The organism is Humibacter antri, assembly GCF_054777235.1.
Map to the genome: position 1 here is coordinate 20,711 of NZ_BAAHAW010000030.1, position 12,576 is coordinate 33,286.

Below are 12,576 nucleotides of genomic sequence, written 5' to 3' on the forward strand. Positions count from 1 at the left end.
AGCATGCCGAAGCGCACGGTTTCAGGGTACACCCGCCGCCCCGGCGTCCCGTCGCCCCGCCTTCAGAACGGGCCGTCAGCTCTGCGGGGCGCTCGGAGCCACGAACCGCTGACGGATGCTGCCCAGTCCCTCGATCTCGCTCGTCACGCTCTGCCCCGGCTCCAGATACACCCGCGGCGTGCGGCCGAGACCGACTCCCTCGGGGGTGCCGGTGAAGATCACGTCTCCTGGCAGGAGCTCGACGAGGGCGGAGAGTCGGGCGATGAGCACGGGAACGGTGAAGATCATGTCGCTCGTGCGGCCGTTCTGCAGCACCTCGGTGCTGCCGTCGGCGCGGGTGATGGTGCATCCGATCGAAAGGTCGGACCGGTCGGCGGTCTTCTGCAGTTCGTCGAGCGTGACAACGGCGGGACCGATCGGGGCGAATCCCTTCAACGACTTGCCGATCGAGAACTGCGCGGGCTCGCCCCAGAACTGCACGGTGCGGTCGCTGATGTCCTGACCGATGGTCAGCCCTGCTACGTGCGTCCAGGCATCCTCCTCGCGGATGTCGCGGCCGCCCTCACCGATCACCGCGACCAGCTCGACCTCCCAGTCGACAGTGTCTCCGGTGAGCTCTACCTCCACGTCGGCGCCGGTGAAGCTCGAGACGAACTTGGTGAAGACCATCGGGTTCTCCGGGATGTTCAGCCCAGACTCACCCGCATGGCTCGCATAGTTCAGCCCGATGGCGAACACCTGCGACGGCCGCGGCACGGCGGGTCCGAGGTCGCGCTGATCGTAATGGGCGCCGGCCGCGACGTTCTGCACGGTTGCCCACTGCGAGAACTCACTCCAGCGCACGTAGACCGACTGGGGATCGGACGAGAACCGGCCATCGCTGGCCCGTTCCACGTCAAGAGCGCGCTCATCAGAGAGAAGCACGAGTCGTCCGGAGAGGTTGGCGATGCGCACGGCTGCCTGCTTTCGGTGGAAAGACGGAGTGAAAATCTGCGACCGGGTCGGAGTAAACATCCGACCAATCGGCGGCAAGCTGTACTCTATCGCGGCACCAGGAAGTCGCGCATGGCCATGCCGAGCGCAGGGTCGGTGACGGCACTCATGTGGTTGCCCGGAATCTCGACGAACCTCGCGAGCGGCATCGCGTCGGCCAGTTCAGCGCCGGAACCGTGGCCCCGATCATCCTCTCCCATGACGACGAGGGTCGGCGTGGCGATGGCGGCGAGCTCTTCGACGGTGGCTCCCACCGACGTCTCCAACACGAGGCGCAATGGCACCGGGTCGCCCTTCATGGTGCGCATGAACGCCTCGGAACGCCACTCCTCGGTACCTCGTGCATGCGTTCCGAGTCCGTCGAAGACGCGCGCGAAGAACTTGTTGCGCTTCTCGACCTCGGTGACGCCGCCGAGACCCATGCCCGCGACGACGGCGCGTCCTGGCTCGGCGCCGCGCACGAGCATCCGCACCGTCGTGCGCGCACCGAGCGAGTACCCGCCCAGGTCGTAATCGGTCAGTCCCAGCTGCTCGATCAGCCCGAACGCATCGTCGGCCAGCACATCGCGCGGATACCGTGCCGGGTCGTGATCGCTGTCGCTATCGCCGTGCGCGCGCAGATCGGGCATGATCACCCGCAAGCCCGAGTCGGCCAACAGCTTCGCGTGCCCGTAGCGGATCCAGTTCACGTACGCGGAGGAGAAGAACCCGTGGATCAGGACCACCGGGCGGCCTTCGCCGAGTTCGCGATACGCGAGAGAGGCACCGTCTCGCCCCCGATAGCGGTTCACGGGCAGATCGGGACGGCGAGGCATTCATCCAGCGTAGGCGTCCGCAGTGTCCGTCGCTCAGGGGGCGGTTGTACACCGAGGCCGTGAAGCGCCACTTCCCTTGTCACTCCGTGGCCATGGCCTCGACGGGCGAAACGGTGACGGCACGACGTGCTGCGACGGCGGATGCCACCGACGCGAGCACGAGTCCACCCGCTGCGACGACGGCGACAGTCGCCCACGGCACGTCGAGCGGGATCAGACCGTGCACGGCGCTGCCCATCAGCGACTGCGCGGCCGCCCATCCGTATGCACAGCCGAGGAGGATTCCGAACATCAGCGCCGTGACAGTCACGTGCGCGCTTTCGATCGCGATCATGCCGCGCAACTGGCCGCGGCTGAAACCGAGCGAGCGCAGCAGACCGAACTCCCGCGTTCGCTGCAGAACACCCATGAGCATGGTGTTGACGAGCCCGACCCCGGCTATGAGTGCGGAGAAGCCGATGAGCCCGGTCAGCACCCAGAGCGCCACAGTGACGGATTGATCGAGCAGAGCGGTCTCGCTTGCCGACGTCGCCAGCCGTTGCGTGGCGGCGTCCCGAAAACCGGTCAAGGCGACGGCGAACGTCGTGACAAGTGCGACCCCGATGACGAGCGCTATGCCGGTTCGAGCGCTCCGCTCCGGATACCTGCGCACGCCGGCCACGGCGATCCGGCCGGCCGCGCCACCACGCCAGACACGACCGACAAGGTGGAGCAGAGGCGGCATTATCCGGCCGGCACCCGACAGGATGCCCGTGAACGAGAGCACGCCGCCCGCGAAGGCGATGATCAGGGCTGCCGGTGTGACCAGCCCGGCGAGTACTCCCAGAGCGAGCATGACAGCGCCGGTCACGATCAGTGTCACGGTTCCAGCGAACGCGAGTCCCACCCCTTTTCGCGGAGCATCCTGCGACGCGGCGACCGCGGTCGCCTCCAATGGGCTGACCGTCGTGACGGCACGGCATCCGACCCAGGCCGCCCACCAGGTCGTGAGCACGACGACCACCGCCGGCAGCACGGCGAGCGGCGTGGCCAGGTCATACGCGGTGGCGGGCAGCCACCCACCCGCGCGGCCAGCAGACACGACCGCTAGAGCGATCACGACGCCGACGAGCGCGCCCGCGGCCGCCCCGATCACCCCGACCACGAGGCCTTCGAACGCGACGGCTTTGCGAAGGGCGCCGCCCTCGGCACCGACGAGTCTCAGCAGGGCGATGGATCGCCTCCGCCCAGCGACGACCGCGCCGAACGCATTCGTCGTCACGACGCATCCGACGTACACGGCGACCGCGAGGAACACGGCTGCGACAACGCTCAGGCCGATGCCGATCTTGTCGGACGCGGCGCCCGCACCCGTGGCGGAGACCACCCCCGTCACGACGACGACCGCCTCGACCAGCACGGTGCCGAAGAGCGCGGTCATCGCTGCGACGACGATCGTCGACGCATGATCTCGTTTGCGTCCGGTGCGCAATGAGGTTCCGCGACGTGCGCCTCGTGCCGATGCGGCACCGACCGTTGCGGCCTGGCTCATGCCCGCGCCCCCATCGACCCCGATCCGGCCGATTCCGCCCCGAGCATGATGTCGGACACGGTTTCCGCAGTCGACCGACCGATGTCCTCGACGATCCGGCCGTCCGCCAGCACCAGAATGCGATCCGCGAAACTCGCGGCGAGCGGATCATGCGTCACCATCGCGACGCTCTGGCCGTGCACACTCGATGCTTCGGCGATCAGGGCGAGAACCTCGCGTCCGGTACGGGAATCGAGGTTCCCGGTGGGCTCATCCGCGAAGATCACACTCGGCCTCGTCGCCATGGCTCGAGCGATGGCGACGCGCTGTTGTTGACCGCCCGAGAGCTCGTGCGGTCTATGGTCGAGCCGATCGGTCAGCCCGAGCGTGTCCACCAGCTGTGCGAGCCACGCCTCCGCTTCCGCGCTCGGACGTCGCCCGTCCAGTTCGAACGGCAGACGGATATTCGCCGACACGTCGAGCACCGGCACGAGATTGAACGACTGGAACACGAATCCCGCCGAGCGCCGCCGTGCCCGCGTCAGTTGGCGGTCGCTCAGCCCGGTGAGCTCGGCGTCGCCGAGCCAGACTCGACCGGCCGTCGGCGAGTCCAAGCCGGCCATCATGTGCATCAGCGTCGACTTGCCGGACCCGCTCGCCCCGATGATCGCCGTGAACTGACCGGTTCGAAGACCGACCGAGACATCGTCGAGCGCGGTGACCGCATTCGGTCCGCTGCCATAGGTCTTCGTGAGGCCGGCGACACGCGCCGCCAGCCCGAGGTCCGAAGGAGTGATCTGCATGACTTCGACGCTAGGGACCACCCGGCTTCGCCCTCGTCGGCCGAGCGGGCCATCCCGATGCGACCTCAGGATGATCCTGTTGACACTGGTCGGGGTCGAGACCCGTCGCCGAGGGCTCGCGCCGTGCGGCGGCGCGCGGAAGGCGCTTGGGAAGACGGGCTCAACCCGCGCTGGCGTCCACGAGGCCGTTCTCATAGGCGTAGGCGACCAGTTGCACGCGATCCCGCAGGGCGAGCTTGGTCAGCACGCGTGAGATGTGCGTCTTCACGGTCGCCTCGGAGAGGTACTCGCGCTCGGCGATCTCGCCGTTGCTCAGGGCGCGAGCTGCCAGGTCGAAGATCTGCCGTTCCCGGGCGGTGAGCGTTTGCAACTCGGCCGGGGTGCGCTTCTCCTGACGTGCTGTGAACTGCTCCAGCAGCCTCCGTGTGGCGGATGCCGCGATCACGGCGTTGCCTGCATGTACGGTGCGGATGGCCGCCAACAGGAACTCGGGGTCGGCATCCTTCAGTACGAACCCGCTCGCGCCGGCGCGGATCGCCCTCGCCGCGCTCTCATCGACGTCGAAGGTCGTGAGCACGAGCACGCGCGGCGTCGCACCCGTGTTACGGGAGACGATCTGCGCGGTGGCAGCGACGCCGTCGAGCTCGGGCATCCGCACGTCCATCAAGATGACGTCGGGACTCTGGCGCGTCGCGAGTTCGACCGCCTCTCGCCCGTTCGCGGCCTCTCCGGCGAACTCGAGGTCGGCCTGCGACTGGATGAGCATGCGAACGCCGGCGCGGAACAACGCCTGGTCGTCCACGAGCGCCACCCTGATCCGGTCTGTGCCCGTGCGGATGCGATCGGTCATTGTGCAGCCTCTCCTCGCGGGGCGACCGTGGTCGGCAGCACCGCGAACACCTCGTATTCCCCTGGCGTGTCAGCCGAAGGTCCCGCCGTCAGGGTTCCGCCCGCGAGCGCCGCTCGCTCCCGCATGCCGGGAAGGCCGTGCCCGGTCGATCGCACGACCTCCACCGGTTCGGTGCCTGGGGGTGTACTCACCACGGAATTGCGCACCTTCAGGCGCAGGGCGCGCGGCTCCCAGAGCAGTTCTACGCTGACCGCTCGCGCTGGATCGCCGTGCCGCAGCGCGTTCGTCAGCGCCTCCTGGAGGATGCGATACGCAGCAAGCCCCGTTCCCTGCAGCAACGGAAGCGGAGTGCCGCTGGTCGACTCGGCGATCCGCAGTCCTGCGCCGCGCATGCCGGCGATCAGCGCGGGCAGATCGTCGAGCGAGGGCTGCGGGCCGTCCGGCACCTCCCTCCGCAATCGGGTGAGCAGCAGACGCACCTCGGTGAGCGCAGACCGGGCGGTTGCTGAGATCGTGCCCAGCGCATCCGACTGCACCTCCGGGCTCGTCGCACCCGCGTACCGTGCGCCGTCGGCCTGAGCGATCACCACGGCCAAGGAGTGCGCGACGACGTCGTGCATGTCCCTGGCGATGCGCGTACGCTCCTGCTCGATCGCCGACTCGTACGCCGCCCGCTGAGCCTCAACAGCCGCCTGCAGCTTTGCCTCCCGTGACTGGCGGACGGTTCTCGCCAGCAGCCCGAGCGTCCAGCTCAGGACGAACAGAGTGACCATGCCGATGCCGAGGGCGAGGAGCGTGACGACGGTGTGCGTCGGGGATCCGACGGGGTTGAAGTACGCGTCGCGTGACGACAAGGTCAGATAGACCGCGGCGATCGCACCGCCCGCGATCGAAGATCCGAGCCCGATGAGACGTACGGTGCGAGAACCGTACGATGCCGACGCGTAGGCGACGCCGAGCACGGCGGCATCCGCCGGGGTGACGGCCATGAGCACCGAGATCTGCAGCAGCGCACCGGCCCAGGCTCCGATCAGTGCCAGTGCCGGACTGAAGCGCCGCACCGCGAGGGCACCGCAGAGCAGCAGCACCACGACGGGTCCGGCGATGGGCGCAGCGCCTGTGGCGCTCCAGATCACGAGCAGCAGCAGCACGCTCGCGACGACGATGTCGACGACGAGCTGTGTGCGGCTGATGGATCGGATCACCCGTCAACGGTACTGGCGAGGGCCGCACGCCCGATGCCGATCCGGGCCGGAATCATCCTGCAGGCGGATGCGCGTGCATCCGATCGAATGAGCATCCGCTCGATTTCGACGAGCTCGACCGGCGGCCGGCTCAGAAGCCGAGACGGCCGAGCTGCTTCGGATCGCGCTGCCATTCCTTCGCCACCTTCACCCGCAAGGAGAGGAAGACCTTGCCGCCCACAAGGGGTTCGATCTGCGCCCGTGCGGTCTCACCGATGGTTCGAAGCCGCGAGCCGCCCTTGCCGATCACGATCGCCTTCTGGCTGTCGCGTTCCACGAACAGGTTCGCGTAGATCTCGGTGATCGGTTTGTCGTCGCGCTCGACGATGTCGTCGATCGTCACAGCGAGCGAATGGGGAAGCTCGTCGTGCACGCCCTCGAGCACCGCCTCGCGGATGTACTCGGCTATCCGGTCTTCCAGCTGTTCATCGGTGATCGTGTCGTCGGGATACAACTGTGGTGAGTCCGGCAGCAGCCCGATCAACTCGTGCACCAGCAGGTCGAGCTGCTCATGGCGCACCGCCGACAGCGGAATGATCGTGTCCCACTCGCGCAGGTCCGACACGGCAAGCAGTTGGTCGGCGACTGCGGCCTTCGATGCGGCATCCGTCTTGGTGACGATCGCCACCTTCTTGGCGCGCGGGAACTCGTCGAGCCGCTCGTTGATGAACCGGTCGCCTGGCCCGACCTTCTCGTCGGCCGGTACGCAGAAGCCGATCACGTCGACGTCACCGAGCGTCGACTGCACGAGCGAGTTGAGCCGTTCCCCCAGAAGCGTGCGGGGACGATGGACACCTGGCGTGTCGACGACGATCAGCTGGCCGTCCGGGCGGCTCACGATGCCGCGGATCGCCCGACGTGTCGTCTGCGGCTTGGAGCTCGTGACGGCCACCTTCTCGCCCACGAGCGCGTTCATCAGGGTCGACTTGCCGACGTTCGGGCGGCCGACGAACGAGACGAACCCGGCGCGGTACGCCGGGTCGTTCGCGGCCGCCTCCCCCTCGAGGTGCTGGGTGCGCTTCGTGCGGCTCATTCGTCGTTTCCTCTCGCCTGCCCTGCCGCTCGGGCCGGGATCGGACCGGTTCGTTCACGCCCGTCGTGCGAGCGTTTTCCCGGGGGTGTCGGCTCAACCGGCCGACCGGATGCCTCGGCGATGCCGAACAGGGCGGCGTCACGTTCGGCGAGCACCGTGCTGATCCGTCGTCTCCGACCCTCGGCGCGGTCGGCCGTGAGCCGCAGCCCGCCGATCGTGGCCACCGATCCCTCCACGGGCAAGCGCCCCAGCACCTTCGCGAGCAACCCACCGACCGAGTCCACGTCGTCGTCGTCGAGCTCGATGCCGAACAGGTCGCCCAGCTCGTCCACCGGCAACCGTGCACTCACCCGGAATCTGTCGTCGCCGAGCGGTTCCACCAGCGGCACGTCGTGGTCGTACTCGTCGGAGATGTCGCCGACGAGCTCTTCGATCAGGTCTTCCAAGGTCACGAGACCGGCAATCCCGCCGTACTCGTCCACGACCATCGCAAGGTGGTTCGACTCCAGCTGCATCTGCCTCAGCAGAGCATCCACCTTCTTCGACTCCGGCACGAACAGGGCTGGTCGGATCAGCGGTTCGATCGTTGCGACGTCTACATCGAGCGGGCGCTCATAGGCCTGCTGCGCCAGATCACGCAGATACAAGATGCCTGACACCTCGTCGACGTCGCCGCCCACTACCGGCATGCGTGAGACTCCTTTCGCAAGGAACAGGCCCATCGCGGCCGAGACCGTGGCGTCGGCATCCACCGTGACCATGTCGGTGCGCGGGATCATCACCTCGCGCACGAACGTCTCGTTGAACTCGAAGATGGAGTGGATGAGCTCACGGTCGTCCTCCTCGAGCACGTCGAGCTCGGCAGCCTCGTCGACGATGCTGAGCAACTGCTCTTCGTTCGCAACCGCTGCCGACCTCGCCCGAGACGGTGTCACCCGGTTTCCGAACTCGACCAGGCCGCGGGCGATCGGACCGATCAGCACCCGGATGCCGTGCACGAGTGGAGCCGTCGCCGTCAGCAGCCCCTTCGCATGCGCTCTGCCGACGCTGCGCGGACTGGTTCCGACAAGTACGAACGACGCTGCCGTCATCAGTGCTGCAGAGAGGATGAGCGTCAGCCACCACTGCGAGAACACGCTCGCGAATGCGAGGGTGACCAGCACCGCGGCCGTCGTCTCGGCAATGATGCGGGAAAAGCTCACCGCGTTCAGGTGCGCACCTGGATCGGCGGAGATCGCCTCCAACGACCGACGGAAACGTGATGACTGCGCCAACTCCGCGACGTCAGCCCGCGACTGAACCGAGATGGCCGCGTCGACGGCCGCCATGAGACCGCCGAACGCCACCAGCAGCAGCGCGATGACGAAGAACAGAGCGATCACGGGAACGCCTATCGTCGTCGTTCGGCGACCGCGAATCCCACCAGCACGTCTCGCTGGATGGCGAACATCTCGCGCTCCTCATCCGGCTCCGCGTGGTCGAATCCGAGCAGGTGGAGGATGCCGTGCGCGGTGAGCAGCTTCAACTCGTCCATCAGCCCATGTCCAGCGGCTTCGGCCTGAGCCCCCGCCACCTGCGGGCAGAGGACGACGTCACCGAGCAGCCCGGCGGGCGTCGGCTCGTCTTCGGTGCCCGGCCGCAGTTCGTCCATGGGAAAGCTCAAGACATCCGTGGGGCCCGGTTCGTCCATCCATTGCACGTGCAACTGCTCCATGGCGGCCTCGTCGACGAGCAGGATCGCGAGCTCCGCCTCGGTCGACACGTGCATCATGTCGAGCGCGTAGGCGGCCAGGCGCTGCAAGGCCGCCTCGTCGGCCTCGACGGCCGATTCGTTGTTGACTTCGATGCTCACGGTGTCCTCTTCGCGTCTCGTGTCGGGCTGTGCTCGTTCACTCGCCGTACGTCAACGTCGCTTGGGCGGGAGGTGATCGCGCGGAATCGACCCGCGGCGATCCGCGCGATTCGCGAACTCCCTCGCCTGCTCGCGCTCGTAGTGCTCGGCCTGCCGGCGGGCGTCGTATTCGGTGTAAGCATCCACGATCCGCCCCACGAGGGTGTGACGCACGACGTCGTCGCTCGTCAGCCGGGAGAAGTGGATGTCCTCAATACCGTCGAGCACGCGTGTCACGATCCGCAGACCGCTCGCGGAAGTCGGCAAGTCGATCTGCGTGATGTCGCCGGTGACGACCATCTTCGAGCCGAATCCGAGGCGCGTGAGGAACATCTTCATCTGTTCGGGCGTCGTGTTCTGCGCCTCGTCGAGCACGATGAAGGAGTTGCTCAAGGTTCGTCCGCGCATGTAAGCCAGCGGCGCGATCTCGATAGTGCCGCTGGCGAGGAGCTTCGGCACGAGCTCGGGGTCCATCATCTCGTTCAGGGCGTCGTACAGCGGCCGCAGGTACGGGTCGATCTTGTCGGTCAGCGTGCCGGGCAGATAGCCGAGCCGCTCCCCCGCCTCGATCGCCGGGCGGGAGAGGATGATGCGGTCGACCTCCTTGCGCTGCAGCGCCTGGACCGCCTTCGCCATCGCCAGGTAGGTCTTGCCGGTACCGGCCGGCCCGATGCCGAACACGATCGTGTTGCGGTCGATCGCGTCGACATACTCCTTCTGGCCGAGTGTCTTGGGCCGGATGGTTTTGCCACGCGAAGTCAGGATCGCTTGGCCGAACACGTCTGCAGGGCTGGACCCGTTCTCGATGATCCTTGCCGAACTCGTCACCTCCACAGGGGAGAGGTCCTGACCTTCGCGCACCATGACGAGCAGCTCCGCCACCAGCGTGCGGGCGGCCTCGACCTGGGTCGGATCGCCGGTGATCGAGATGTCGTTGCCTCGAACGTGCACGCTGACCAACGGGTACTGCTTCTCGATCATGGTCAGCAGGCGATCCTGCGCTCCGAGCAGCCGCACCATGGCGATGCCGTCGACGTGCAACCGGGCTTCCGCGTTGTCGCGGGCGACGTCGGCCGAAGCCGACGTCTCATCACTTCGAGCCAAGTGTTCCTTCCTTCAGGCCTCCACCGAGCACATGCGCGTGCACGTGGAAGATCGTTTGGCCGGCCGATTCGCCGTTGTTGAAGATCAGACGGAACTCGCCATCGGCGCGCTCATCGGCCACCTTCTTCGCCACCTCGACGACGTGCGCCAGAAGTGCCGGATCAGCGGCGGCCAGTTCCACCACGTTGCGAAAATCGGTCGCCTTCGGCACCACGACGACGTGCAAAGGCGCCTGCGGCGCGATGTCGTTGAACGCGATCACCGAGTCGTCTTCATACACCACATCGGCCGGGATCTCCCGATCGATGATGCGCGTAAAGATGCTCGGCTCCGTCTGAGTCATACCTTTCATTCTACGAAGAACGGCCCGCGCAGGCAGGCATCGACGACTCGAATCACGCCTTCTCGTACAGCGATCGAGCGGGTCGGTCCTGTGTCGGTATCACCAGCGGCCGATGGCGGCGTTGAGGACAGCGATCGCGGCCGGCCCGGCGGTGGAGGTGCGCAGCACCGATTCGCCGAGGCGAACCGACGTGGCCCCTGCTGCCGTCAAGCGCGCCGATTCCTCGGAAGCGACTCCGCCCTCGGGCCCGACCACCACCACGACGTCGCGATGGTCGTCGGCGACGAACCGGATGCCCGTGAGCGGCAGCGTCGCACCCGGCTCGAGCACGAGCATCCGGCTGGTGGTCGCGCGCTCGGCCAATTGAGCGGTCGTCACCGGATCGGCGACAGCGGGCAGCCATGCGCGCATGGACTGCTTCGTGGCCTCGCGTACGATCGTGCGCCAGCGCTGAACGCCCTTGTGCGCCCTGTCGCCCTGCCAGCGCGATACGGAACGGGAGGCTTGCCACGGCACCACCGTGTCGACGCCGAGTTCGACCGCCGCTTGAACGGCCAGCTCGTCCCGGTCACCCTTCGCCAGCGCCTGCACCAGCACGATCCGTGGCTGCGCGCGCTCGATATGTGCGACGGCATCCACTCGCGCGACGACCAATGTGGGCCCTGCGCTCTGCACAACACCGTGGACGAGGAGTCCCTGCCCGTTCGTCACCTTCAGCGCGTCACCTACCCTCGTGCGGCTCACGCTGACGACGTGCTTCGCCTCGGCACCCTCGAGGAGCACCTCGCCGCCGGTGACTGCGTGGTCGAGGTCCTCGCGCAGATAGAGGTTAGCCATGCTCGGCTACAGGAACCTGTCGCGCAGCTTGGCGAACAGCCCCTGCTGGAACCGCGCGAGCGTGGGCTCTTCCGGCTTGTGATGCTGAGCGAACTGCTCGATGAGCTCTCGCTCCTTGCGGTCCAGTTTCGTCGGCGTGACGACCTGCACTCCGACACGCAGGTCACCCCGTCCTGTACCGCGCAGGTGGGTGATCCCTCTGCCCTTCACCGTGACGACATCGGCGCTCTGCACACCCGGCTTCAACTCGAGGTCGATGTCGCCGTCGAGCGCCTTCACCTTCGTGTGGGCGCCGAGCACGGCATCAGCCATCGACACCGTCAGCGTGCACAGCAGGTCGTCGCCGTCGCGGCTGAACACGTCGTGGTGCCGCACCTTGATCTCCAGGTACAGATCGCCATTCGAACCGCCCGCCGGGCCGGCCTCCCCGCTGCCGGGCATCTGCAGCCGAAGGCCGGTGTCGACTCCAGCGGGGATGTCGACCGGCACCGTTCTTCTGGCCCGCACCCGCCCCTGGCCTTGACAGGTCACGCATGGCGTGGCGATGACGGTCCCGTAGCCGCGGCACGTGCCGCACGGCGACGAGGTCATCACGTTGCCGAGCAAGGAGCGCACAGTGCGCTGGATGCTTCCCGTTCCGTGGCAGATGTCGCATGTGACCGGAGCGGTGCCCGGCTGGCAGCAGGAGCCTCCGCACGTCTCGCACACCACCGCGGTGTCGACCTCGAGGTCGCGGTGAGCGCCGAAGATCACCTCGTCGAGGTCCACCTCCACGCGCAGCAGGGCATCCTGTCCGCGTTCCCTACGCGAACGCGGGCCGCGTTGAGTGCCGCCGGTCGACCCGCCGAAGAACGTCTCGAAGATGTCGCCGAAGCCGAACCCGCCGCCGTCGAATCCCGGCTGCGGGCCGATGTCGTACTGCTGTCTCTGCTGAGGGTCGCTGAGCACGTCGTAGGCGTGCGTGACGAGCTTGAACCGTTCGGCGGCTTCGGGGCTCGGGTTCACGTCGGGGTGCAGTTCGCGGGCGAGTCGGCGGTACGCCTTCTTGATCTCGTCGAGGCTCGCGTCGCGAGCGACGCCGAGTACTTCGTAGTGGTCGGCCACGGAAGGGGGGTTTCCTTAACTGATCGTGTACTGAACGTTTATCGCCGCC

13 protein-coding genes are annotated in these 12,576 nt (G+C 67.3%); all 13 read right to left on the reverse strand.

Annotated elements, in window-relative coordinates; all coding sequences use genetic code 11:
* Positions 1 to 75: 75 nt before the first annotated feature.
* On the reverse strand, positions 76 to 954 hold the full coding sequence (locus tag ACYVDK_RS13265; RefSeq protein WP_460522486.1) for a fumarylacetoacetate hydrolase family protein: 879 nt from the start codon (positions 952 to 954) through the stop codon (positions 76 to 78).
* Positions 955 to 1,040: 86 nt separating this feature from the next.
* A complete protein-coding gene (locus ACYVDK_RS13270) occupies positions 1,041 to 1,808 on the reverse strand; it encodes an alpha/beta fold hydrolase (RefSeq protein ID WP_460522488.1) in 768 nt (255 codons plus the stop codon).
* Positions 1,809 to 1,887: 79 nt separating this feature from the next.
* Positions 1,888 to 3,339: an ABC transporter permease gene (locus ACYVDK_RS13275; protein ID WP_460522490.1), complete on the reverse strand. Its 1,452-nt coding sequence runs from the start codon at positions 3,337 to 3,339 to the stop codon at positions 1,888 to 1,890.
* Positions 3,336 to 4,121 carry an ABC transporter ATP-binding protein gene (locus tag ACYVDK_RS13280; protein ID WP_460522492.1) on the reverse strand — a complete coding sequence of 262 codons (786 nt, stop codon included), beginning with the start codon at positions 4,119 to 4,121 and terminating at the stop codon, positions 3,336 to 3,338. The genes ACYVDK_RS13275 and ACYVDK_RS13280 overlap by 4 nt, the downstream gene beginning before the upstream one ends.
* Before the next feature lie 160 nt (positions 4,122 to 4,281).
* Positions 4,282 to 4,971 carry a transcriptional regulator gene (locus ACYVDK_RS13285; RefSeq protein WP_460522494.1) on the reverse strand — a complete coding sequence of 230 codons (690 nt, stop codon included), beginning with the start codon at positions 4,969 to 4,971 and terminating at the stop codon, positions 4,282 to 4,284.
* Positions 4,968 to 6,176: a sensor histidine kinase gene (locus tag ACYVDK_RS13290; RefSeq protein WP_460522496.1), complete on the reverse strand. Its 1,209-nt coding sequence runs from the start codon at positions 6,174 to 6,176 to the stop codon at positions 4,968 to 4,970. Before ACYVDK_RS13290 ends, ACYVDK_RS13285 begins: the two co-directional genes overlap by 4 nt.
* Positions 6,177 to 6,306: 130 nt before the next feature.
* Positions 6,307 to 7,248, reverse strand: coding sequence for a GTPase Era (era, locus tag ACYVDK_RS13295; RefSeq protein ID WP_460522498.1), 942 nt, complete (start codon positions 7,246 to 7,248; stop codon positions 6,307 to 6,309).
* Entirely contained in the window at positions 7,245 to 8,627 is a 1,383-nt protein-coding gene (locus tag ACYVDK_RS13300) for a hemolysin family protein (protein ID WP_460522764.1), read from the reverse strand. Before ACYVDK_RS13300 ends, era begins: the two co-directional genes overlap by 4 nt.
* 11 nt (positions 8,628 to 8,638) lie before the next feature.
* Positions 8,639 to 9,100: an rRNA maturation RNAse YbeY gene (ybeY, locus tag ACYVDK_RS13305; RefSeq protein ID WP_460522500.1), complete on the reverse strand. Its 462-nt coding sequence runs from the start codon at positions 9,098 to 9,100 to the stop codon at positions 8,639 to 8,641.
* Between the two features lie 51 nt (positions 9,101 to 9,151).
* Entirely contained in the window at positions 9,152 to 10,159 is a 1,008-nt protein-coding gene (locus tag ACYVDK_RS13310; RefSeq protein ID WP_460522766.1) for a PhoH family protein, read from the reverse strand.
* 70 nt (positions 10,160 to 10,229) lie between these two features.
* Positions 10,230 to 10,586, reverse strand: a complete 357-nt coding sequence (locus ACYVDK_RS13315; protein WP_460522502.1) for an HIT family protein — start codon at positions 10,584 to 10,586, stop codon at positions 10,230 to 10,232.
* A 99-nt stretch (positions 10,587 to 10,685) separates the two neighbouring features.
* A complete protein-coding gene (locus ACYVDK_RS13320; protein ID WP_460522504.1) occupies positions 10,686 to 11,423 on the reverse strand; it encodes an RsmE family RNA methyltransferase in 738 nt (245 codons plus the stop codon).
* A 6-nt stretch (positions 11,424 to 11,429) separates the two neighbouring features.
* A complete protein-coding gene (gene dnaJ / locus ACYVDK_RS13325) occupies positions 11,430 to 12,527 on the reverse strand; it encodes a molecular chaperone DnaJ (protein WP_460522506.1) in 1,098 nt (365 codons plus the stop codon).
* Positions 12,528 to 12,576 lie beyond the last annotated feature (49 nt).

Bases quoted from the DNA above. Each gene is read 5' to 3' on its own strand.
- ACYVDK_RS13270 (WP_460522488.1), bottom strand. From the start codon at position 1,808: ATGCCTCGCCGTCCCGATCTGCCCGTGAACCGCTATCGGGGGCGAGAC.
- ACYVDK_RS13275 (WP_460522490.1), bottom strand. From the start codon at position 3,339: ATGAGCCAGGCCGCAACGGTCGGTGCCGCATCGGCACGAGGCGCACGT.
- ACYVDK_RS13280 (WP_460522492.1), bottom strand. From the start codon at position 4,121: ATGCAGATCACTCCTTCGGACCTCGGGCTGGCGGCGCGTGTCGCCGGC.
- ACYVDK_RS13285 (WP_460522494.1), bottom strand. From the start codon at position 4,971: ATGACCGATCGCATCCGCACGGGCACAGACCGGATCAGGGTGGCGCTC.
- era (WP_460522498.1), bottom strand. From the start codon at position 7,248: ATGAGCCGCACGAAGCGCACCCAGCACCTCGAGGGGGAGGCGGCCGCG.
- ACYVDK_RS13310 (WP_460522766.1), bottom strand. From the start codon at position 10,159: ATGGTGCGGCTGCTCGGAGCGCAGGATCGCCTGCTGACCATGATCGAG.
- ACYVDK_RS13315 (WP_460522502.1), bottom strand. From the start codon at position 10,586: ATGACTCAGACGGAGCCGAGCATCTTTACGCGCATCATCGATCGGGAG.
- ACYVDK_RS13320 (WP_460522504.1), bottom strand. From the start codon at position 11,423: ATGGCTAACCTCTATCTGCGCGAGGACCTCGACCACGCAGTCACCGGC.